This window comes from Aminobacter niigataensis, assembly GCF_014200015.1.
Taxonomy (GTDB): Bacteria; Pseudomonadota; Alphaproteobacteria; order Rhizobiales; family Rhizobiaceae; genus Aminobacter; species Aminobacter niigataensis.
In genome coordinates this window covers 138,189-158,187 of the sequence record NZ_JACHOT010000009.1, presented here as the reverse complement: position 1 = coordinate 158,187, position 19,999 = coordinate 138,189, and the positions used below count along the sequence as shown (strand labels likewise).

Here is a 19,999-nt window from a genome sequence, read left to right as displayed (position 1 = left end):
TCTGCTCTCCTCGGCTATTTGACGGCTTACTCGGTGATGTCGACGCTGGCGAAATTCTGCCGGCCGAACGGATCCAGCACGTAGTTGATGACGCTCTTGCGCACTGGGATCGAAACGACCGAGTGGCCAATCGGCGCGAGCGGCACCTCGGCCTTCAGGATCGCCTGCGCCTGCTTGTAGATGTCGGCGCGCTTCGCCGGATCGGCGGTGACGCGTCCTTGCTGAAGCAGCTTCTCGAAATCCTGGTTGCACCAGCGCGAACGGTTCGAGCCGCCGGCCACGCCGTCGCAGGACAGCAGGTAGCTCAGCATGTTGTCGGGGTCGCCATTGTCGCTGCTGCCGCCGATCAGCAGGGCGTCATGCTCGCCCTTGGCCGTGCGAGCGAGATACTCGCCCCACTCGAAGGTGACGATCTCCGTCTTGACGCCGACTGCTGCCCAGTCGGCCTGGATCATCTCGGCCATGCGTCGCGCATTCGGGTTGTAGGGGCGCGAAACCGGCATGGCCCAGAGCTTGACCGACAGGTCGGCTTCGTGGCCGGCTTCCTTCAGCAGCGCCTTGGCACCTTCCGGATCGTAGTCGATGCCGGCATCCTTGACTGCGCCGATCTGTGCCGGCGGAACCACGCTGCCGGCGACGGAGCCGGCGCCCTGGTAGACCGACTCGATGATCGCTTCGCGGTTGACGGCCTTGGCGAGTGCCGTGCGCACGCGCACGTCGCCGAGCGGCTGGTGTTCGACATTGAAGCCGACAACGCCGATGTTCTGGCCCTCAAGATTGTGGACGGTGATGTTGGGATCACCTTTGAGCGCTGCTGCGGCGGCTGCCGGCGGAGGGGCCGCAACCTGGCATTCATTGGCCTTGATGCGCTCGACGCGGATCGTCGGTTCGGGCGTGATGGCGAAGACCAGCGTGTCGATCTTCGGCGCGCCGTTCCAGTAGTCCTTGTTGGCGGCGTAGCGGATCTGGGCATCCTGCTGGTAGGCCTGCAACATGAAGGGACCGGTGCCGACGGGCATCTGGTCGATCAGTCCGGGCGTTCCCGCCGCGACCATCTTTTCGGTCTGCTCGGCTGACAGGATTGACAGATAGTCGAGCGCTATGCCGGGCAGGAAAGTGACGTTCGGTGCGTTCAGCGTGAAGCGTACGGTGTAGTCGTCGATCTTTTCGATCTTTTCGATCATCGAGCCGAGGCCGAGCGCGTTGAAGTACTCGTAAGCCGCGTTAGCCAGTTTGTGGTAGGGATTGTCGGCATCGCGCTGGCGATCGAACGTGTAGAGCACGTCGTCGGCGTTGAACTCGCGCGTCGGCGTGAAGGTCTCGTTTGCGTGGAACTTCACGCCGTGCCGGAGGTGGAAGGTATAGACCTTGCCATCTTCGGAAACGTCCCATTTCTCGGCAAGCCCGGGACCGACTTCGGTGCTGCCCGGCTTGAACTCGACCAGACGGTTGAAGATCGTCTTGGCCGCAGCGTCCATGGTCGAGTCGGCGGTGCCGATCATCGGGTTGAAGGTCTCGGGGCTCGCTTCCGAACAGTAGACCAGCGTCTTGGCATAGGCCTGGCCGCTGAGAAGGATTGTCGAGGCGACGAGCGCCGTACGCAGAATACCCAAGGATTTCATCGCAAAGCTTCCTGCTTTCATGTTGACGTAACCGCGCGGCGGGTCTCCTCCCCGCGCCAACCGATTTGCGGAATGGTCGTGTCGAGCCTCAGCGCGTTTCCGCAGCGCGCGAGGTGTCCAAGAATCGTTCCGGCGACAGCGCGGCGTAGCTGACGCCGAGATCGGCCAGGTCGGCGGGAATGGGATCGCCGCGCATCAGCGCCGAGGAAAGCCGCGCCAGCGTCAACGACACCTGGAAGCCGTAGCCGCCCTGGCCGGCGAGCCAGAAGAAGCCGGGCAGGCGCGGGTCGAAGCCGGCGACCGGACTGCGGTCGGGCGAGAAGGTGCGCAGGCCGGCCCATGGCGTCTGCGGGCGGCCGACGGCAAGGCCGGTCGCTTCCTCGATGTTGTAGGCGGCGGTGGCGACGTCGATGTCCTCGGGATAGGCATCGCAGGGCTCGCTGTCGGTCTCGTCGGCGAGTGATCCGATCAGGCGCCCGGCGTCGGGCTTGAAATAGAAGCGCTCGTGCAGGTCGACCACCAGCGGCCAGTTGCGTGGATCAATGCCCTCTGGGGCGTCGAACAGGAAGGCCGTGCGGCGCTTGGGCCTGAAGCCAAGGCCGGAAAGCCCGGCGCGTTCGGCGATGACGTCCACCCAGGCGCCGGCGGCATTGACGACGATGTCGGCGTCGTGGACGCCTGAACTGGTGGTAACCCGGAAGCGCTCGGGCCCGCGCGAGATCTTCAGCACTTCGGCTCCGCTGATGACGGTGCCGCCGGCGGCCTTGAGCAGGGATGCCTGTGTCTGGACCATCTTGCCGGTGTCGATGTCCTTGGCGTCGGGTTCATGGACGCCGCCGCAGGTCCTGTCCGGTGCGATGGCCGGTACGAGCGCACTCACCTCGGCGGCGGACAGGCGGCGGACGCTCGGTACCAGTGCCTTCTGCTCTTCGGCCATGCGGTCGATGGCGTCGGCGTCGTCGGGGCCGCCGAAATGCAAGGCGCCGCGCGTGTGCTCGACAAAGCCGCCGTCGATGATCGCCTGCCGGCTCGCCACCGACAGCGCGCGCACCAGGGCATTGCCATAGGTCTCGGAAAACAGCGCCGCCGAACGCCCGCTGGCGTGGTAGCCAAGCTGGCTTTCGCGCTCGATCACGGTCACCTCCGCCCATTGCTGGACGCTGGCTGCGAGCGAGAGGCCGGCAATGCCTCCGCCGATGACGATCACTTTCTGGGGACGGGAATTTTCGTGCATAGCTATCCGTAAAATCATTTTCGTATGCGGTCAATATTTAGCGCATAGGAAAAATTTTGGCGAATCTTGCGATGCCGGAGGAGTTCGATTAGCTACTGAGGACGGGTGATGGAGATGGCCATGTCGGAACAGCCGAATCTCGGCGACTGCCTGCGAAGCCTCAGGAAGCAGCATGGATGGACGCTGCAGGATGTCAGCCACCTGACCGGCGTGGCGGTGTCGACGCTGTCGAAGGTCGAAAACGACCAGATGTCGCTGACCTACGACAAGCTGCTGCAGGTGTGCGGCGGGCTCGGCATCCACGTCACCGAACTGCTCAGCGGCGACAGCAAGCAGCCTTCGGCACGCACCCGCCGTTCGGTCGCCTCACCAGTGAATACGCTGCGCCAGCTGACGCGCAACTACGACTATTTTTACCTCGCCACCGACCTGGTGAAGAAGCGCATGGTGCCGATCCTCGCCCACGCCAGGGCGCGGACGCTCGAGGAGTTCGGCCCGCTGACCAGGCATGCCGGCGAGGAGTTCTTGATCGTGCTGAAAGGCGAGATCGAACTCCATACCGACCAATATGCGCCGGTGCGGCTGAGGGCGGGCGAAAGCGTCTATATCGACTCGACCATGGGCCACGCCTATCTCTCGATAGGCGAGGGCGATGCCGAGATGCTGTGCGTCTGCTCGGGCGAGGAGCCCGACATGGAAAAGACGCTGTTCAGCCTCAACGACAACGAGGCACGGTAACGGCTTAAGCCACCCGGCGACCTTCGCGCCAGACGGTGCGGACGACGGGCACATGCTCGTCGACACGTACGCGCACGAGGTCGCCGCGGCGGCCGGCTTCGATGACGCCGCGGTCGGTGAGGCCGACGGCGTCCGCCGGATTCTTCGACACCATCGCCATCGCCTGCGGCAGCGAGATGCCGTCGACGACCTCGCCGAGGAAGAACGCCGACTGGATCAGGCTGAAGGGGATGTAGTCCGACGATAGGATGTCGAGCAGGCCGTGTTCAGCAAGGGCGCGGGCCGAGACATTGCCCGAATGCGAGGCGCCGCGCATGACGTTGGGCGCACCCATGAGCACGCCGAGGCCGGCGCCCTTGGAGGCATTGGCGGCTTCGAGCGTGGTCGGGAATTCGGCGACGCGAATGCCTTGTGCGATCGCCTCGTCGACATGGGCCGTGGTCGCATCGTCATGGCTCGCCAACACGATGCCGCGGGCGTGGCACGCGGCCGATATGACGTCGCGGTTCGGCCTGGAATTGCGGGCGGATTCGCCCATGCGCTTGTCGCAGAAGGCCTTGAACTCGACGTCGTTGAGCTTCAGCTTGCGTTGGTAGTAGTAGGCATAGGTCTCGAAGTCGACGAACTGGCGCTGCCCAGGGGCATGGTCCATCAGCGAGGCCAGCTTGACGCGGTCGTCGCCATCGAAGACGGCGAAACCCTCCTGGCAATCGCCGGCCGAAACTTCGCACCGCAAGTGGATGAAGTGGTCGGCGCGGACACGGTCGGTGCGGACGCTGTCCTCGATGGCGTTGGCAAGCAGCCGCATGTCGGCCGCGGTCAAGTCGGCATCCTCGTCCATGCCGACGCGAAGCGCGTCGAAGACGGTGGTGATTCCGGCGGAAGCCACCTGCGCGTCATGGGCCAGCACGGCGGCAATCGGGTTCCAGCGTACCCGCGGGCGCGGGGCGTAGTGGCCTTCGAGATGGTCGGTGTGGAGCTCGACGAGACCAGGGATGACGAAGTCCCCGGCCATGTCCTCGCCGATGGCGCTGGGGCCGGTGGAGATTTCGGCGATCTTGCCGTCGCGCACGACGATGGAGCCGTCGACCACCTCGTCGGCAAGAACGATGCGGGCGTTTTTCAGAACAAGGTCGGTCATCTCAGGCGGTCTTTCTTTCAGCTTGCTTGCCCAGCGCATGGTAGGAGCGGACCTCGAACGGCGCGCCCGACGTGGGCTCGACGAACAGCGCCAGCCCATCGACCGGCACCGGCTTGTCGAGCACGTTGCCCAGGCATTGTTCGATGGCAGTGCGCACGCGCGCCACTTCCTCGGCGGCGACCCGGCCGGTCAGCGTCATGTGGAAACGGAACGTGTCGAAGACGTAAGGATAGCCCCAGAGGCTGAGGTGGCGGTACTCCTGCGGCGACAGCGCTTCGGGGTTGCGGCGGGCGATCTCGGCATCGCTGAGCGGTGCGCGGAACGGCTCGAAGGCCCTGACGACATCGCCGGCGAAGCGGTCGAGTTCAGGCAGCGGTTCAGCCGGAATCAGCGCGAAGAAGCCGTCGATCTGGGCGAGTTTCAGGCGCGGGATGGCGAAGGGCGTCGCCTCGCTGGCGAAGGTGGCAACCGCCTCGATCAGCGAGGCCTCGGAAGCGGCGTCGGCGAGGCGGAACGGCGCCTTGAGCGTGGCGTGAAAGCCGTAGCGGCGCGCCGCGGCGGCATGGAACGCGACCTCGGCCGCCGACAATTCGCCAAAGGCCTTGGCGGGGGTCACGTGACCGCCGAACGCATCGCGCCCGAGCCAGCCGGCCGCGATGCGGCACAGCGGATCATCGTGCTCTGGCGTGAAATAGACGGCGTAGCGCATGGCGCGGTTCCTTAGGCGTTCGCCCGATAGATGATTTGCGTGACAGTTTGACGAAGTAGTGGCCGACTTCATCAGATTTGCAATGGCCAGCAACAGATGTTCAGTGGCTGGCCTTGTTGCCGATCAGCCGTTGGCGCAATGCGGTGGAAATATTGTCGAAGATGAACACCACGATCAGGATCAGCAGCACCATGTAGGCGACGTTCTCCCAGTCGGAATTGGTGCGCATCGCTTCCCATAGCTTGAGGCCGATGCCGCCGGCGCCGACCGCACCGATGATGGTGGCGGAGCGGGTGTTCGATTCCCAGAAGTAGAGCGACTGGCTGATCAGCACCGGCAGCACTTGCGGCACCACGCCGTAGCGCTGGACCGAAGCCGGCGAGGCGCCGACCGAGCGCATGCCTTCGCGCTGCTTGTCGTCGATGTTTTCCAGCGCCTCGGAGTAGAGCTTGCCGAAGGTACCGGTGTCGGTGACGAAGATCGCCGAGATGCCGGCGATGGGGCCTGGGCCGAAGGCGCGGGTGAAGAACAGTGCCCAGATCAGCATGTCGACCGAGCGCAGGAAGTCGAAGAAGCGCTTGGCAACCTGGTTGACGAGGCCGTTGCGCGTGATGTTGCGTGCCGCAAGGAAAGCCAGCGGGAAGGCAAGCAGGCTGGCAAACAGCGTGCCGACGAAGGCCATAACGATGGTCTGCAGCATCTTGGTCCAGACGTCGCCATGCTGCCATTCGGAATTGTTGACGATATTGTCCCAGGCAAGGGCGGCGTTCGAAACGCCCGGATCGAGGCGTTCGCCGGAGACGATCAGCGAGAACACCTCGCTCGTCGACTTGCCCCAGAACGGCGAGTTGGCGTCGAAGACGAAGTTCTCCCAGCCCAGGAAGCGGTGGCGGATCTTGACGTCGTCAGCGTCGATCTGGGCGCTGCCGGCAAAGCCGAAATCGACAGTGATCTTTTCGCCCGGAGCCTTTTGCGTCGCCCAGGACGGCAGGGTCCCGGCAACGGTGATGCTCTTTTCCGGCACGATGGCGATGTCGAGCGTCTCTTCGCCACGCGACACGCGCACGCTGGTCGGCGTGATCTCGATACGGTTGCGGCCGTCGATCTCGACCGTGACGAGGCTGGCAGCTGCCTTGTTGGCCGCAGGCGCGGCTGCGGTCGCCGCCGGCGGGTCGAAGCTCAGCCACGCGGGATGCCGATCGGCGCGATAGGAGGCAAAGCGCGGATAGCTGATGTCGAGACGGTCATCCCTGAAGTCGATCTGCGGGCGCACCTCGTAGGACACCCAATCGGCGAGATAGGTGCCGGCGATGCCCCAGTTGCCGCCGGCGAGCACTGCGCCGACGGCGAAGAACCACCAGGCGAAACCGAGATAGGCGACGAGGCCGGCGGCCACGGCCCAGCCGGACAGGCTCTTGCGCCACGAGCCGGTGAAGACGTCGGGGTGACGGTCGGCGATCGACTGCATATCGGACATGGAAAGGCTGGTCATGATCTTATTCCCCGCGACCGAAGGCCTGCTCGCCGACCAGCCTCTTGCGCAGCCAGGCGGAAAGCTGGTCGACGGCGACGATGGTGCAGAACAGGAGGAGGATGATGGCGATGGTCTTGGCTTCGTGGGTCCGGCTGATCGACAGGCGCAGCGCCTCGCCGATGCCGCCGCCTCCAACCGCGCCGATGATGGTCGAAGCGCGCACGTTGATCTCGAGCCGTAGCAAGGCGTAGCTCAGGAAATTGGGCATGACCTGCGGAACGATGCCGAACCAGACGCGCTCGGGCCAGTTGCCGCCGACGGCGCGAAGGCCTTCGTCGGCCTTCATGTCGGCGTTCTCGACAACCTCGAAGAACAGCTTTCCGAGCGCGCCGATGGTGTGCAGCGAGACGGCGATGATCGCGGGTATCGCGCCCATCGACAGGATGGCGAGGAAAAAGCCGGCAATGACGATTTCGGGAAAGGCGCGCAGGATTTCGAGGAAGCGGCGGACGAAGAAGCGTAGCCAGCGTTGCGTCACCAGGTTGGAAGCGGCGAGGAAACAGAGCAGGAAGCCGAAGGCGAAGCCGATCAGTGTCGAGACCAGCGCGATGTTGATCGTCTCGAGCATCTTGTAGACGTATTCGGGCAGGTAGAACGAGCCGAAGATGTACATCCGGCCATCGGGGTAGTCGAACTTCAGGCTGCCGTCGTCGTAGGGCGAGGGCAGGTCGAACAAGGCGCGCCAAACCTCGAAGCCGTCGCGCGGGATCATCTGGTCGACGAAGTCGAAGAAATGCGGCAGCCGGTCGAAGAACTTGCCGGCATTGCTCTCGTTGGCGAACCAGAGCGAACCGGACAAGGCGATGAACAGGAAGATCAATCCGCCGGCGGTGTACAGGCGGCGGCGGCCGGCGAGTTCGCGCCAGTGGCGCTCGACCGCGAGGCCGGCTTCCGAGAGTGGCATGGTCATGAAAAGTTCCGTCCGATCCCGGATCAAAGAAAGACGCGCCGCGGGCAAGCCGCGACGCGTCGATGTCGGCTGCGGGCTTAGCTGCCGATCTGCGCCTTACGGGCGTCGATGACCGGCTGGTAGAAGTCCGGGGTGACTTCGGTGTAGCCCTTGAAGTCGCCGCCCTGGATGGCCGAGAAGCAGGCCGGGTCGGTTTCCGGCAGCTTGACCATGTAGTCCTTGAACTTGGTCTTGGTGTCGGCGTCGAGCGAGCTGCGCACGACGATCGGGCCGTTCGGGATCAGCGGCGACTTCCAGACCTCGACCAGGTCGTCCATGTCGAGGATGCCCTTGTCGACCATCTTCTTGAGATTGCCCGAGGTGTAGCCGTCCTTGAATTCGCCGACGCCCGAGCCGAAGGTCGTGCCGGCGTCGAAGGTGCCCTTGAGCACTTCGAGGACGAGGTTTTCATGGCCGCCGCCGAAGCCGGTCTCGGCAACGAAGTCCTTGACGGCAACGCCACCGAGGTCCTTCGGCAGGGCGGTGACGGGGATCAGGTAGCCCGAGGTCGAGTCCGGATCGGCGAAGCCGAGCTTCTTGCCCTTGAGGTCCTCGAGCTTGGTGATGCCGGAATCCTTCTTGGCGACCATGATGGTGTAGTAGCCGGTTGCGCCGTCGGTCTGGACGGTGGTCAGGATAGGCTCGACCGCTTCCTTGTTCTCGAGATAGATCTTGGCGTAGCCCGAAGCGCCGAGTTCGGCGTAGTCGAGCGTGCCGCCGAGCAGGCCCTGGATGGTGCCGTCGTAGTCGGCAGCCGGGAACAGCGATACCTTCTCGACGCCGAGGACGGACGGCAACTGGTCGACGAGGCACTGGAAGTTGCGCAGGCGGTCGGCTTCATTTTCGCCGCCGATCACGCCGATGCGGAATTCCTTGAGGTCTGCGGCATGGGCCTGGCCGATCGCCAGGACGGCGAGCGAAACGGCACCCAGAAGTGCTTTCTTGAACATGGCATGTCTCCAGTTTGGCCCGGCACCTTGCCGGGTCATTTCCGTTGCTGATTGCGGGCCCTTGACGCGGGCGAGACGACCGCGAACGGCCTCAAGCCGGGGCGTAGGCCGGTTCCAGAGGTGCGGCGGATGCAGGAACCACGACCTTGACCGGGCGGATGCTGGTCGAGGTGATGGCTTCGGAAATCTCGGCGCCGTCGCTGTCGGCGCCATAGACCTTGCGCACGGCCTCGCGGGTCAACTCTTCTGGCGCGCCGTCGAAGACGACCGCGCCGCCCGACATGCCGATGATGCGGTTGCAATAAGTGCGGGCGGTGTCGAGCGTGTGCAGGTTGGTGATGACGGTGATGCCCTCGCGCAGGTTGATGTCGCGCAGCGCGTCCATCACCACCTTGGCGTTGAGCGGGTCGAGCGAGGCGATTGGCTCGTCGGCGAGGATCAGCTTGGGCTCCTGCATCAGGGCACGCGCAATGGCGACGCGCTGCTGCTGGCCGCCCGACAGCGTGCCGGCGGGCTGGAGCGCGGTGCGGGCAATGTCCAGGCGTTCGAGCGCGGCGATGGCGCGGATGCGGTCTTCACGCGAGAAGATGCCGAGCAGGTTGAGGCTGGTCGAGCGATGGTTGAGGCGGCCGAGCAGGACGTTGGTGAGCACGTCGAGGCGCGGCACCAGGTTGAATTGCTGGAAGATCATTGCGCAATCGCGCTGCCAGCGGCGAAGGGCCGGGCCGCGCAGCGACGACACTTCGGTGTTGTCGAAGACGATCGAGCCCTGGCTCGGATCGATGAGCCGGTTGATGGTTTTCAGCAGCGTCGACTTGCCGGCGCCGGAGCGTCCGATGATGCCGACCATCTGGCCCGGCTGGATCTGGAGATTGACGCCGTTGACGGCGACGTTCTTGCCGAAGCGGCGGCTGACGTTGCGGATTTCGAGCATCGTAGCTTCCCTGTCCCTTTGGGGCTTTGCGCCCCCTTTTTCAGGCTTGGGCCTAGACCCGGGACGTGAAGCTGCAATGTCGGGACCATGTCAGTTTTGTTACGATGCACAGGCAGGCATGCGAAAAATGCGGCCCGAATGCGATGCGCGCGCAGGCAGCGAGCCGACAGGGCCAGTTCTTACCGACCAGAATCGGATTGGCGTTCCATCTATTTGATCGGCAACGGTCTTTTGGGACCGTGTTTGGCCAAGATTCATGTTCAGGCCACTGGCGTCGATTCGAGGCAGTGCGGGTAAAACCAAATCTATTCAATGCCTTGGAGGCGGCCGGAAAGATTCTGCAAAAACTTGGCCCCCAAACCCTGACACTACACTTGTTAGTCATTATATGAGGGCGGACTTCACTTTGAGGAACCGCCGATGCAACTGTCCCGAACGACCCGCCTTGCCACGCTTTTCGCGGGCCTGTTCCTTGCCTTCTCCATGGTCGCCGTCGACCAGGCCGACGCGCGACGCGGCGGCAGCTTCGGCAGCCGGGGAGCGCGCACCTTCCAGTCGGCGCCGCCGACCCGTACCGCGCCGCAGCCGTCGGCACCTGTCGAGCGCTCGATGACGCCGAACACCGGCCAGGCGGCAAGCCCGGCCACCAATGCCGCGCGTCCAGGTGCGGCCGCGCAGCAGCGCCCCGGCTTCATGGGCGGCTTCGGCGGCGCGATGATCGGCGGCCTGCTGATGGGCGGCCTGTTCGGCATGCTGATGGGCCAGGGCTTCGGCGGTCTCGCCGGCATGTTCGGCATGCTGATGCAGGTGCTCTTGATCGGCGGCGCCATCTGGCTCGCCCTGCGCTTCTTCCGCTCGCGGCAGGCGTCCGGCCCGGCGATGGCCGGCGCGGGTGCCGGTGGCGGCAACTTCAACTACCGCGATGCCGCACCGGCTGACACCGGCAAGGCCAATGGCGGCAGCCGTTCGTTCAGCATACCGAGCATCGGCGGCAGCCGCGCCGACGCTGCTCCGCAGCAGCCAGTGAGCAAGGACATCACCGTATCCGGCGAAGACCTCGACACGTTCCAGCGCATGCTGACCGAGGTGCAGGAAGCCTTCGGCCGCGAGGACCACAAGGCGTTGCGCCGACTGGTGACGCCCGAGATGGTGTCCTACCTCTCGGAAGAACTGGCCGACAACGCGCAGAACGGCGTGCGCAACGACGTGACCGATGTCCAACTGCTTCAGGCCGACATCGCCGAAAGCTGGAGCGAAGGCGATCGCGACTATGCGACCGCCGCGGTCAACTACTCGTCCATCGACGTGACCCGCAACCGCACCACGGGTGAGATCGTCGAAGGCGACGCCAATGAGCCGACCGAGACGACGGAGCTCTGGACGTTCGTTCGCCAGAACGGCGGCGACTGGCAGCTGTCGGCGATCCAGGAAGCCTGATCTACCTCCGCAATTTACTTTTCAGCGCCCGCAGTCGCCCTTTCGAGGTGTCGATTGCGGGCGTTGTCGTTTCAACAATCGCCTGTGGCCGCGTCACGATTTGCCGATTGCTCTGGTGCCCATTCTAGGCAAGGTTGCAAGCTGGATAGGCTGGGGTCTGCCGATCCAGGATTTCCAGTTCCCTTGACCAAACAAGGCTCGGATGACGACGGCAGCCAACTCTCTCGTTTCGCCCGATTTCCTCACCCTTACGCTTGGATTGGTTGTCTATTTCGTCGGCGTGATCCTGACCCGCCGCATTGCTTTCCTGCGCAACTACAACATCCCCGAGCCGGTCACCGGCGGTTTTCTGGCGGCTGCCGCCATATGGGCGTTCTACAAGCTGTCGGGCATGGAAATCGTCTTCGAGATGACCACGCGCGACAGGCTGCTGGTCATCTTCTTTGCCACCGTTGGCGTCAATGCGCGGCTGTCCGACCTGCTGGTCGGCGGGCGGGCACTGGCCGTGCTGTGCGTGCTGACCGTGCTTTTCGTCTTCTTGCAAAATGGCGTCGGCACGCTCGGGGCCTGGCTGTTCGGCTTGCCGTCTGCCGCAGGCGTCATCATGGGATCGATCGCCTTTGTCGGCGGCCATGGCACTACGATTGCGTGGGCGCCTGCGATCGCGGCCGAGCACGGCTTTCCTGCGGCTGTAGAAGTCGGTACCGCCGCAGCGACGCTCGGCCTCATCGTGGCAAGTGTCCTGGGTGGGCCGGTGGCGAAGTTCCTCATCGAGCGCGGCAAGCTGACCACCGACGCGACAGTTTCAGAGAACGAAGGGGCTCTCGCCAAGGCGGAGGCGGCACCGATCGACAAGTCGAGCTTCATGCAGGCGCTTTTGCTGGTCAACGTCGCCGTGGTGCTCGGCTACCTGGTTCACGGACCGCTCTTGGCGATGGGCGTGAAGCTGCCGTTGTTCGTGCCTTGCCTGATCATGGGGATCGTCTTGTCCAATACGATCCCCTTCATCTTTCCACGTTTGCCCTGGCCGGCGCGCTCGCCGTCGATGTCGCTGATCTCCGATTATTCGCTGTCAGTGTTTCTTGCCATGTCGCTGATGAGCATGCAGCTTTGGACACTTGCCGGGGTGGCTGGTCCGTTGCTGGTGGTCGTTGCCCTGCAGGCGCTTCTCGCGGTCGCATTCATCGTGATCGTGCTCTTTCCGCTGCTCGGAAGGGACTATCAGGCTGCGGTACTGAGCGCCGGCTTTACCGGCCTTTCGCTGGGTGCCACTCCCACCGCCATTGCGTCGATGACGGCGGTGACCAAGCACTATGGACCGTCACCGAACGCCTTCATCATCCTGCCGCTGGTCTCAGCGTTTTTCGTCGACCTGGTCAACGTGGTCGCGATCCAGTTCTTCCTGGCGCGCTGAGGCAGTCTTAGCCGCCATGCTTCTCCAGAAACTCTTCCGCCGAGAGGTTGCGGAAGTCGTCGAGGGCGACACGCAGCCTGGCGTGGTCCCAGTCCCACCAGGCGAGCGCCTGGAAGCGCTCAGCCGTCTTGCGGTCGAAGCGCTCGCGTAGCGGCTTGGCCGGCACGCCGGCGACGATGGCGTAGGGCGCGACGTCCTTGGTGACGACAGCGCCGGAGCCGACGGCGGCGCCGTCGCCGACGGTGACGCCGGGCAGTACCGTCGAGCCATGGCCGAGCCAGGTGTCATGGCCGATGGTCACCGCGTTCGAACGGCGCCACTCAAAGAACTCGGTCTCGTGGGCGGCGTCGTCCCAATAGTCCGAAGCGCGGTAGGTGAAGTGGTGCAGCGTTGGTCGCCAGGTCGGGTGGTTGGTGGCGTTGCAGCGCACGGCGGCTGCGATGTTTGAAAACTTGCCGACCGTGGTGCACCACAGGCTGCAGTCCTGCATGACGTAGGAATAGTCGCCAAGTTCGCTCTCGCTGATGCGGGTGCGTTCGGAGACCTCGGTCCAGCGGCCGAGGGTCGACTGCGTCACCTCGGCGGTCGGGTGGACCCAGGGCTGTTCGGAAAGCTTGCGGCTCATGCCGCGGCCTTTCCGGCTGCGAATTCCGTCACGTCGACGATGCGGTCGGCGACCGCCTCGCGCACGTCGGCATCATGGAAGATGCCGAGCAGGGCCACGCCCTTCAGCTTCTTCTCCTCGATCAGGCTGATCACCACCTCGCGGTTGGTGGCGTCGAGCGAGGCCGTCGGCTCGTCGAGCAGCAGCACCGGATGGTCGGTGATGAAGCCGCGGGCGATGTTGACGCGCTGCTGCTCGCCGCCCGAGAAGGTGGCGGGCGGCAGGCTCCACAGCCGTTCCGGCAGGTTGAGCCTGTCGAGCAGTTCGGCGGCGCGCTCCTGAGCTTGCTTGCGGTCAGTGCCGCGTGCCACCAACGGTTCGGCGACGACGTCGAGGGCCGAGACGCGCGGCACGGTGCGTAGGAACTGGCTGACATAACCGATGGTGTCGCGGCGCACCGACAGCACCGTGCGCGGGTTGGCGGTGGCGAGGTCGACCAGCTGGCCGTGGTGGTCGACGATGATCTGGCCCTGGTCGACGCCGTAATTGCCGTAGACCATCTTCAAAATCGAACTCTTGCCGGCGCCCGAGGGGCCGCCGAGCACGGCGCATTCGCCAGCCCTGACCGAGAACGAGACATTGGCGACGACCGGCAGGCGGATGCCGTCGCGTAGGTGCATGGTGAAGGCCTTGGCGACCTCGGAGACGATGAGTGGGGTGGCCATGGCTTACACCTGCAAAATGGAGGAGACGAGGAGCTGGGTGTAGGGCGCGCGCGGGTCGTCGAGCACGCGGTCGGTGAGGCCCGCTTCGACGACGTGGCCGTCCTTCATCACCATCATGCGCTGCGACAGGAGCCGGGCGACGGCGAGGTCGTGGGTGACGACTATGGCCGCGAGCCCGAGATCGGTGACCAGCCCGCGCAGGAGATCGAGCAGGCGCGCCTGCACCGACACGTCGAGGCCGCCGGTCGGTTCGTCCATGAACACCAGACGCGGGCCGGTGACGAGGTTACGGGCGATCTGCAGGCGCTGGCGCATGCCGCCGGAAAAGGCGCGGGGCTCGTCATCGATGCGCTCCTCATCGATCTCGACGCGGCCGAGCCAGTCGACTGCGGTGGCGCGGATGTTGCCATAGTGCCGGTCGCCGATGGCCATCAGTCGCTCGCCGACATTGGCGCCGGCCGACACCGTCATGCGTAGCCCGTCGGCCGGGTTCTGGTGAACAAAACCCCAGTCGGTGCGCATCAGGAAGCGGCGTTCGGCTTCGCTCATGCGGTAGAGGTCGCGCCACTGGTTGTCGCGCATGCGGTAGCTGGCGGTGCCCGATGTCGGCAGCAGACGCGTCGACAGGCAGTTGAGCAGGGTGGTCTTGCCCGAGCCGGACTCGCCGACGATGGCCAGCACTTCGCCCGGCCAGAGGTCGAAGGAGATGTCCTCGCAGCCGATGCGCGAGCCGTAATATTTGGACAGAGCCGTGACGCGCAGAAGCGGTTCGTCGGTCATTGGGCAGGCTCCAGAATATCGGGCGAGAGATGGCCACGGTGGCCGCAGGCCTGGCGCGTCTCGCAATGGTCGGTGTCGGAACAGACGAACATGTGCCCGCCCTTGTCATCGAGGATGACCTCGTCGAGATAGACCTGCTCGGCCCCGCACAGCGCGCAGGGCTGGTCGAAGGCCTGGATCTCGAAGGGATGGTCCTCGAAGTCGAGGCTGACGACCTTGGTGAAGGGCGGTACGGCATAGATGCGCTTTTCGCGCCCGGCACCGAACAGCTGGAGCGCGGGCGACATGTGCATCTTGGGATTGTCGAACTTCGGCGTGGGCGAGGGGTCCATGACGTAGCGGCCCTCGACCTTGACCGGATAGGCGTAGGTCGTGGCGATGCGGCCGTGCCTGGCGATGTCCTCGTAGAGCTTGACGTGCATCAGACCGTATTCCTCGAGCGCGTGCATCTTCCGCGTTTCGGTCTCGCGCGGCTCGAGGAAGCGCAGCGGCTCGGGGATCGGCACCTGGTAGACCAGCGTCTGGCCCTCGGTCAGCGGGTGCTCGGGGATGCGGTGACGGGTCTGGATGATCGTCGCCTTCGCAGTCTCGGTGGTCACGGCCACATCGGCGACCTTCTGGAAGAAGGCGCGGATCGACACCGCGTTGGTGGTGTCGTCGGCGCCTTGGTCGATGACCTTGAGCACATCGTCGGGGCCGATGATCGCAGCGGTCACCTGCACGCCGCCGGTGCCCCAGCCATAGGGCATCGGCATTTCGCGGGATGCGAACGGCACCTGGTAGCCGGGGATGGCGATGCCCTTGAGGATCGCCCGGCGGATCATCCGCTTGGTCTGCTCGTCGAGATAGGCGAAGTTGTAGGTTGCGATGTCTGTTGCAGGCGTGCTCATTCCGCCGCCTCCCGCTGTTCGGTGTCGTTAGTCTGGTTGCGTTTTTCGTGCTCTGAGCGCATGCGGCGGACGAGGTCGAGTTCGGCCTGGAAGTCGACATAGTGCGGCAGCTTCAGGTGCTCGACGAAGCCGGTGGCCTGGACGTTGTCGGAGTGCGAAATCACGAACTCCTCGTCCTGGGCGGGTGCGGTTATGTCCTCGCCGAGTTCGCCGGCGCGCAGCGCGCGGTCACACAGCGACATCGCCATGGCCTTGCGCTCGGATTGGCCGAAGACCAGTCCGTAGCCGCGGGTGAACTGCGGCGGCGCCTTGGCCGAACCCTTGAACTGGTTGACCATCTGGCACTCGGTGACGCGGATTCGCCCGAGCGTGACGGGGAAAGGCAGCTCCGGCACGTCGAGTTCGAGCTCGACCTCGCCGATGCGGACCTCGCCGACGAAGGGATGGCTGCGGCCATAGCCGCGCTGGGTCGAATAGCCGAGCGCCAGCAGGAAACCCTCGTCGCCGCGCGACAGCGCCTGCAGGCGGCTGTCGCGCGCCAGCGGAAATTCCAGTGGCTCGCGGGTGATGTCGCCGGTGACATGATCCTCGGGCAGCTCGCCGTCGGCCTCAATCAGGCCTTCATGGGCGAGGATCTCGGACACGCGCGACATGAGCTGGCCGTCGCCGTCGCGCTGCTCCGGCGTGGCGACCTCGGGATCGTTGGCGAGTTCGGGGTCGAGCAGGCGGTGGGTGTAGTCGAAGGTCGGGCCGAGCAGCTGGCCGCCCGGCAGGTCCTTGTAGGTGGCCGAGACGCGGCGTTCGACCTGCATGGCGGCGGTGTCGATCGGCCTCGTGTAGCCGAAGCGTGGCAGGGTCGTTCGATAGGCGCGGACGAGAAAGATCGCCTCGATCAGATCGCCGCGCGACTGCATGATGGCAAGTGCCGCAAGCTCGCGGTCGTAGAGCGAGCCTTCCGACATGACGCGGTCGATGCCGAGCGCCAGCTGCTCGACGATCTGGTCGAGGCGGAGCGCGGGCACCGAGCGGTCGCCGCGGCGACGGTCGGCAAGCAGGCGATGGGCATTGGCGATGGCGGCTTCGCCGCCTTTGACAGCCACATACATGTCAGGCCTCCATCGTCTTGATGCGGGTGGTGCGGGGCAGGCAGGCGACCGCTCCGGGCGCTGCCAGGATGACGTCTGTGCCGCGCGGGAACCGGGCGCCGTTCTGCTTCCACTGCTCGACGAAGTGGCGCGGCAGCGGCGTCGGCGCGATGGTAGCCGAGGTCTCGATGCCGGGACCTTCGAGATGCAGCGGCGCGCCATCAGTCAGGCTTTCGACTTGCAGGATCAGCGTGGTCGAGCGGTCGGGATATTCCTGCGTTCCTTGCGCGAAGTTCTCGAGCGAGATCAGGCTGGCCGGGTTGGCGACGAGCGCGAAATGCGCGTCTGCCGGTGTCGCGGCCAGCGGCGCGCCGGTGTGAAAGCCGAGCCAGGATCTTGCCGCCGAGACCTGAAGCGCGGCATCGAGCCAGAGCGGGCTGTCGTGGTCGCATAAGGTCAGCGCCACCGCACCCGCGGTTGCCGCCAGCGGTGCAGGCGGCTGAGCCAGGACAGCTACATGTTGGACTGTCCCAGGACGCGCCATGGCGTCCATGACAGCGCGGAAAACCGTCTGCGCGTCGAAAACCGGGGCGGCGAAACCGCCGTCGATGACATCCATCTGTTCCATCAATCCTCTCCGCGAACCATGGTGAAGAAGTCGACCTTGGTCGCCGCCGTCTCGGCGCGGCTGGTCGCGTCGGCTTCAGCTTGTGCAGCGCGCAGTGGGGCAAGGATCTTGTCCTCGACCTCGGCGCGGCGGGTGGGGTCCTGCCACAGCGCATCGGCAATGGCCGCAAGGCGGGCCTTTTCCTTGTCGCGGCCAAGCGCATAGGCGTGGCCGATCTCGCCGCCGGGCAGGCGGACCGTCGCGCGGGTCACTGTCGCCTCGCCGAAGTTGAAGGGCGCGCCGCCGCCGCCGATGCGGCCGCGTACCGATACCAGGCCGGTCTCGGGGCCGCGCAGCATCTCGGCTTCGCCTGAAATCCCTGCCGCCGTGCACAGCCGCTTCAACTCTTCCGCCGGCGCCAGGGCAAGCGCTGCCATGGCCGCCTTGCGCTGCGTCTCCGTTTCTCTTTCCTGCCGTCGGTCCATCTCGATTGCCGCTCCACTTCGTATTTGTCTATTGTTCTATACAATCGAACAACATACAACGGGCTTGTAGCGAGGCTGCGTGACGGTCGCATGACAAATCGCGAAACAGGGGGCGGTGGATTTGAGCGGGCAGGGACCGAAACAGGCGGTGACGCGAAAAAGCGGTGTGGCGCTGTGGCGCCAGATCGCCGACCAGATCAGGCAGGCGGTTTCAGCCGGCACGCTTGGAGCCGACGGCCGGTTGCCGCCGGAGATGGTGCTGTCGGAGAGATTCGGCGTTAATCGCCACACGCTGCGCAGCGCCATCGCCGCGCTGGTGCAGGAAGGCGTTCTCAGGGCGGAGCAGGGCAGGGGCACCTTCGTCGAAAGCCGCCAGAAGCTGTCCTACCCGATCTCGGCGCGGACGCGTTTTTCGACCGGCCTGCGCAGCCAGACCCGCGACCGCCGCAGCATCCTTCTCGCCCATGCGGTGGAGCAGGCGTCACAGCGTGTGGCCGAAGGGCTTGGCCTTGCGGAGGGTGCGCCCGTGGTCAGGCTGGAGACGCTGAGCGAGGCCGACGAACGGCCGGTGTCGCGCGCGACCAGCTGGTTCGATGCGGAGCGGTTTCCCGGTTATGCCGAGGCCTATGCCGAGACGGGCTCGATCACGCTCGGCTTCCAGAGCTACGGCATCGAGGACTATTTCCGCAAGTCGACTCTGGTCTCGGCGCGCCATGCCGATGCCGCCGACCTTGCCGACTTGAAGCTTTCAGCCGGTGCCATCGTGCTGGTCGCGGTCGCCGTTAATGTCGATACCCAGGGCTTGCCGATCCAATATGCCGAAACGCGCTTCGTTGCCGACAGGGTCGAACTCAGCGTTTCGACCGAGGCTCAGTGATTGTACTGGCCGGCGATGCCGTCGCTGCGCCCGAACGTCATTTGCCGAGGCGGCGAAGCTGGCACGGTTTGCCGTGTCGCCGGCTCCTTGGCGCGTGCCCAGCAGTAGTAGAGCAGGAACGAGCCGATGACGTAGGGCTGCAGGATGTCGACTTCGAAGAACGAGCGGATGACCAGCAAAGCGAGCAGGCCCGTCTGCAGCAGCGGCTCGGTCCAGTCGCCCTCGCTCAGAAGACGCGAGATGCACAGCCGGAGGATGGCGAGCAGCGGCAGTACGATCATCGACGCGCCGACATAGCCGAGTTCCACCAGCGCCTCGATGTAGGTGTTGTGGAAATGGAAGCCGGTGCGGGAGGTGATGTAGAACTCGTTCCACAGCCGCTCCGCTTCGGAGAAGCCCTGCACCCAATAGGCGGCATAACCGATGCCGAGCAGTGGCGTATTTGCCGATGCGGCGATGCCTTGCTGCCAGAGATATGTGCGGCCGGTCAGTGTCGAGTCCTTGCCGAACGCGCCCAGAACCATGTCGATCGCGCCGACATTGAGAGCCGCCAGAACGGCCGTGCCGGCAAGCACCAGGCCGGCAGCGAAGAAGATACGGCGGTGGGTCGGCGAGAACGCCTCCAACGCGGCGATGGCGACGATCATGGCAATTGCCGCAGGGGTGGCGAGCATTGAGGTTGCCGACTGCGACATGACAAGCGATGCGGCCGAGAGCAGGACGACGCCGAGGGCAAGAAGGCGGGCGATGCGCCCGCGCGTCAGAAACAGTGCGAAGTAGCAGCCGAACAGCACGCCCAGCGACGCGTAGAAGCCGAGCTGGTTCTTGGAGCCGAACGCGCCGACGAAACTGTAGGTGCCGTCGAGCGCGTCATAGACGTAGCCGCCGACAAGCATCGAATAGGCGAGAATGACCGCGATGCCGGCCATGGCGCCGATGGACAGGGTTCGTGCGTCGATCACCCTGGCGGCGATCACGGCGCAGACCACATGCGACAGATATTGAAGTGCCGCCCGGCTGGTCACGTCAGGCGCGTCGGACCAGAAGTAGGACAGGCAGGCGAGCAGCGCGAAGGCCAGGAACTGCGGCGATGCGCCGAGGCGGCCGAGCGTGAAGCGGTAATCGACCAGGACCAACGGCAGCCAGACCGCGTAGTACATCAGGATCGAGATCTGGCCGATGCGGAACGAGTAGGCGAACACAAAAAATGATACGGCGACCGCGAAGGCGCCGTAGAGCGTGTTGCGGCCGGGTTCGACCAGCGCCGATTTTCTGATCCGCATC

The 19,999-nt window shown here is 65.0% G+C and carries 20 protein-coding genes; 4 read left to right on the top strand and 16 right to left on the bottom strand.

Annotation, left to right across the window (positions count from 1 at the left end; translation table 11 throughout):
- Positions 1-26: 26 nt before the first annotated feature.
- Positions 27-1,622, bottom strand: coding sequence for an ABC transporter substrate-binding protein (locus GGQ99_RS23930; protein ID WP_183264463.1), 1,596 nt, complete (start codon positions 1,620-1,622; stop codon positions 27-29).
- Positions 1,623-1,710: 88 nt separating this feature from the next.
- Positions 1,711-2,856, bottom strand: a complete 1,146-nt coding sequence (locus tag GGQ99_RS23925) for an NAD(P)/FAD-dependent oxidoreductase (protein ID WP_183264462.1) — start codon at positions 2,854-2,856, stop codon at positions 1,711-1,713.
- A gap of 120 nt (positions 2,857-2,976) precedes the next feature.
- On the opposite strand from GGQ99_RS23925, the gene GGQ99_RS23920 reads away from it, so the two are divergent.
- Positions 2,977-3,594 carry a helix-turn-helix domain-containing protein gene (locus tag GGQ99_RS23920; protein ID WP_183264461.1) on the top strand — a complete coding sequence of 206 codons (618 nt, stop codon included), beginning with the start codon at positions 2,977-2,979 and terminating at the stop codon, positions 3,592-3,594.
- 4 nt (positions 3,595-3,598) lie between these two features.
- Here GGQ99_RS23920 and GGQ99_RS23915 read toward each other — a convergent pair whose 3' ends face one another.
- From GGQ99_RS23915 to phnC, 6 genes are all read right to left on the bottom strand, one after another.
- Positions 3,599-4,735 (bottom strand): alpha-D-ribose 1-methylphosphonate 5-triphosphate diphosphatase, encoded by a 1,137-nt coding sequence (locus tag GGQ99_RS23915; RefSeq protein WP_183264460.1) that lies wholly within the window; start codon positions 4,733-4,735, stop codon positions 3,599-3,601.
- Between the two features lies 1 nt (position 4,736).
- The gene (locus tag GGQ99_RS23910; RefSeq protein ID WP_183264459.1) at positions 4,737-5,444 is read right to left on the bottom strand and encodes a DUF1045 domain-containing protein; all 708 of its coding nucleotides are present in this window, start codon (positions 5,442-5,444) and stop codon (positions 4,737-4,739) included.
- A gap of 100 nt (positions 5,445-5,544) precedes the next feature.
- A complete protein-coding gene (gene phnE, locus GGQ99_RS23905; protein WP_183264458.1) occupies positions 5,545-6,936 on the bottom strand; it encodes a phosphonate ABC transporter, permease protein PhnE in 1,392 nt (463 codons plus the stop codon).
- Positions 6,937-6,940: 4 nt separating this feature from the next.
- Positions 6,941-7,888, bottom strand: a complete 948-nt coding sequence (gene phnE / locus GGQ99_RS23900; protein WP_108607198.1) for a phosphonate ABC transporter, permease protein PhnE — start codon at positions 7,886-7,888, stop codon at positions 6,941-6,943.
- 77 nt (positions 7,889-7,965) lie between these two features.
- Positions 7,966-8,877 carry a phosphonate ABC transporter substrate-binding protein gene (phnD, locus tag GGQ99_RS23895; RefSeq protein ID WP_183264457.1) on the bottom strand — a complete coding sequence of 304 codons (912 nt, stop codon included), beginning with the start codon at positions 8,875-8,877 and terminating at the stop codon, positions 7,966-7,968.
- Between the two features lie 91 nt (positions 8,878-8,968).
- Positions 8,969-9,811 carry a phosphonate ABC transporter ATP-binding protein gene (phnC, locus tag GGQ99_RS23890; protein ID WP_108607200.1) on the bottom strand — a complete coding sequence of 281 codons (843 nt, stop codon included), beginning with the start codon at positions 9,809-9,811 and terminating at the stop codon, positions 8,969-8,971.
- Positions 9,812-10,231: 420 nt separating this feature from the next.
- Here phnC and GGQ99_RS23885 point away from each other — a divergent pair, with 420 nt between their 5' ends.
- Both GGQ99_RS23885 and gltS read left to right on the top strand, forming a co-directional pair.
- On the top strand, positions 10,232-11,248 hold the full coding sequence (locus tag GGQ99_RS23885) for a Tim44 domain-containing protein (protein ID WP_183264456.1): 1,017 nt from the start codon (positions 10,232-10,234) through the stop codon (positions 11,246-11,248).
- Positions 11,249-11,450: 202 nt separating this feature from the next.
- Positions 11,451-12,662, top strand: coding sequence for a sodium/glutamate symporter (gene gltS, locus GGQ99_RS23880; RefSeq protein ID WP_183264455.1), 1,212 nt, complete (start codon positions 11,451-11,453; stop codon positions 12,660-12,662).
- Between the two features lie 7 nt (positions 12,663-12,669).
- On the opposite strand, the gene GGQ99_RS23875 is transcribed toward gltS, so the two are convergent.
- From GGQ99_RS23875 to phnG, 7 genes are read right to left on the bottom strand one after another with little or no spacing between them, the layout of a single operon-like run.
- Positions 12,670-13,287 (bottom strand): DapH/DapD/GlmU-related protein, encoded by a 618-nt coding sequence (locus GGQ99_RS23875; RefSeq protein ID WP_183264454.1) that lies wholly within the window; start codon positions 13,285-13,287, stop codon positions 12,670-12,672.
- A complete protein-coding gene (gene phnL / locus GGQ99_RS23870; RefSeq protein ID WP_108607204.1) occupies positions 13,284-13,991 on the bottom strand; it encodes a phosphonate C-P lyase system protein PhnL in 708 nt (235 codons plus the stop codon). Before phnL ends, GGQ99_RS23875 begins: the two co-directional genes overlap by 4 nt.
- 3 nt (positions 13,992-13,994) lie before the next feature.
- Entirely contained in the window at positions 13,995-14,771 is a 777-nt protein-coding gene (gene phnK, locus GGQ99_RS23865) for a phosphonate C-P lyase system protein PhnK (protein ID WP_108607205.1), read from the bottom strand.
- The gene (locus GGQ99_RS23860; RefSeq protein ID WP_183264453.1) at positions 14,768-15,661 is read right to left on the bottom strand and encodes an alpha-D-ribose 1-methylphosphonate 5-phosphate C-P-lyase PhnJ; all 894 of its coding nucleotides are present in this window, start codon (positions 15,659-15,661) and stop codon (positions 14,768-14,770) included. Before GGQ99_RS23860 ends, phnK begins: the two co-directional genes overlap by 4 nt.
- The gene (locus GGQ99_RS23855) at positions 15,658-16,767 is read right to left on the bottom strand and encodes a carbon-phosphorus lyase complex subunit (protein WP_183264452.1); all 1,110 of its coding nucleotides are present in this window, start codon (positions 16,765-16,767) and stop codon (positions 15,658-15,660) included. The genes GGQ99_RS23860 and GGQ99_RS23855 overlap by 4 nt, the downstream gene beginning before the upstream one ends.
- A gap of 1 nt (position 16,768) precedes the next feature.
- Entirely contained in the window at positions 16,769-17,374 is a 606-nt protein-coding gene (gene phnH, locus GGQ99_RS23850; protein ID WP_425486854.1) for a phosphonate C-P lyase system protein PhnH, read from the bottom strand.
- Positions 17,374-17,838 (bottom strand): phosphonate C-P lyase system protein PhnG, encoded by a 465-nt coding sequence (phnG, locus tag GGQ99_RS23845; RefSeq protein WP_183264451.1) that lies wholly within the window; start codon positions 17,836-17,838, stop codon positions 17,374-17,376. The genes phnH and phnG overlap by 1 nt, the downstream gene beginning before the upstream one ends.
- A 148-nt stretch (positions 17,839-17,986) precedes the next feature.
- On the opposite strand from phnG, the gene phnF reads away from it, so the two are divergent.
- A complete protein-coding gene (phnF, locus tag GGQ99_RS23840) occupies positions 17,987-18,715 on the top strand; it encodes a phosphonate metabolism transcriptional regulator PhnF (RefSeq protein WP_318763911.1) in 729 nt (242 codons plus the stop codon).
- Here phnF and GGQ99_RS23835 read toward each other — a convergent pair.
- The gene (locus tag GGQ99_RS23835) at positions 18,709-19,998 is read right to left on the bottom strand and encodes an O-antigen ligase family protein (RefSeq protein ID WP_183264449.1); all 1,290 of its coding nucleotides are present in this window, start codon (positions 19,996-19,998) and stop codon (positions 18,709-18,711) included. The genes phnF and GGQ99_RS23835 overlap by 7 nt on opposite strands.
- Position 19,999 lies beyond the last annotated feature (1 nt).

Coding starts and splice junctions, on each gene's coding strand:
- GGQ99_RS23930 (WP_183264463.1), bottom strand. CDS start 1,622: ATGAAATCCTTGGGTATTCTGCGTACGGCGCTCGTCGCCTCGACAATC.
- GGQ99_RS23925 (WP_183264462.1), bottom strand. CDS start 2,856: ATGCACGAAAATTCCCGTCCCCAGAAAGTGATCGTCATCGGCGGAGGC.
- GGQ99_RS23920 (WP_183264461.1), top strand. CDS start 2,977: ATGTCGGAACAGCCGAATCTCGGCGACTGCCTGCGAAGCCTCAGGAAG.
- GGQ99_RS23915 (WP_183264460.1), bottom strand. CDS start 4,735: ATGACCGACCTTGTTCTGAAAAACGCCCGCATCGTTCTTGCCGACGAG.
- GGQ99_RS23910 (WP_183264459.1), bottom strand. CDS start 5,444: ATGCGCTACGCCGTCTATTTCACGCCAGAGCACGATGATCCGCTGTGC.
- phnE (WP_183264458.1), bottom strand. CDS start 6,936: ATGACCAGCCTTTCCATGTCCGATATGCAGTCGATCGCCGACCGTCAC.
- phnE (WP_108607198.1), bottom strand. CDS start 7,888: ATGACCATGCCACTCTCGGAAGCCGGCCTCGCGGTCGAGCGCCACTGG.
- phnD (WP_183264457.1), bottom strand. CDS start 8,877: ATGTTCAAGAAAGCACTTCTGGGTGCCGTTTCGCTCGCCGTCCTGGCG.
- phnC (WP_108607200.1), bottom strand. CDS start 9,811: ATGCTCGAAATCCGCAACGTCAGCCGCCGCTTCGGCAAGAACGTCGCC.
- GGQ99_RS23885 (WP_183264456.1), top strand. CDS start 10,232: ATGCAACTGTCCCGAACGACCCGCCTTGCCACGCTTTTCGCGGGCCTG.
- gltS (WP_183264455.1), top strand. CDS start 11,451: ATGACGACGGCAGCCAACTCTCTCGTTTCGCCCGATTTCCTCACCCTT.
- GGQ99_RS23875 (WP_183264454.1), bottom strand. CDS start 13,287: ATGAGCCGCAAGCTTTCCGAACAGCCCTGGGTCCACCCGACCGCCGAG.
- phnL (WP_108607204.1), bottom strand. CDS start 13,991: ATGGCCACCCCACTCATCGTCTCCGAGGTCGCCAAGGCCTTCACCATG.
- phnK (WP_108607205.1), bottom strand. CDS start 14,771: ATGACCGACGAACCGCTTCTGCGCGTCACGGCTCTGTCCAAATATTAC.
- GGQ99_RS23860 (WP_183264453.1), bottom strand. CDS start 15,661: ATGAGCACGCCTGCAACAGACATCGCAACCTACAACTTCGCCTATCTC.
- GGQ99_RS23855 (WP_183264452.1), bottom strand. CDS start 16,767: ATGTATGTGGCTGTCAAAGGCGGCGAAGCCGCCATCGCCAATGCCCAT.
- phnH (WP_425486854.1), bottom strand. CDS start 17,374: ATGGAACAGATGGATGTCATCGACGGCGGTTTCGCCGCCCCGGTTTTC.
- phnG (WP_183264451.1), bottom strand. CDS start 17,838: ATGGACCGACGGCAGGAAAGAGAAACGGAGACGCAGCGCAAGGCGGCC.
- GGQ99_RS23835 (WP_183264449.1), bottom strand. CDS start 19,998: ATGCGGATCAGAAAATCGGCGCTGGTCGAACCCGGCCGCAACACGCTC.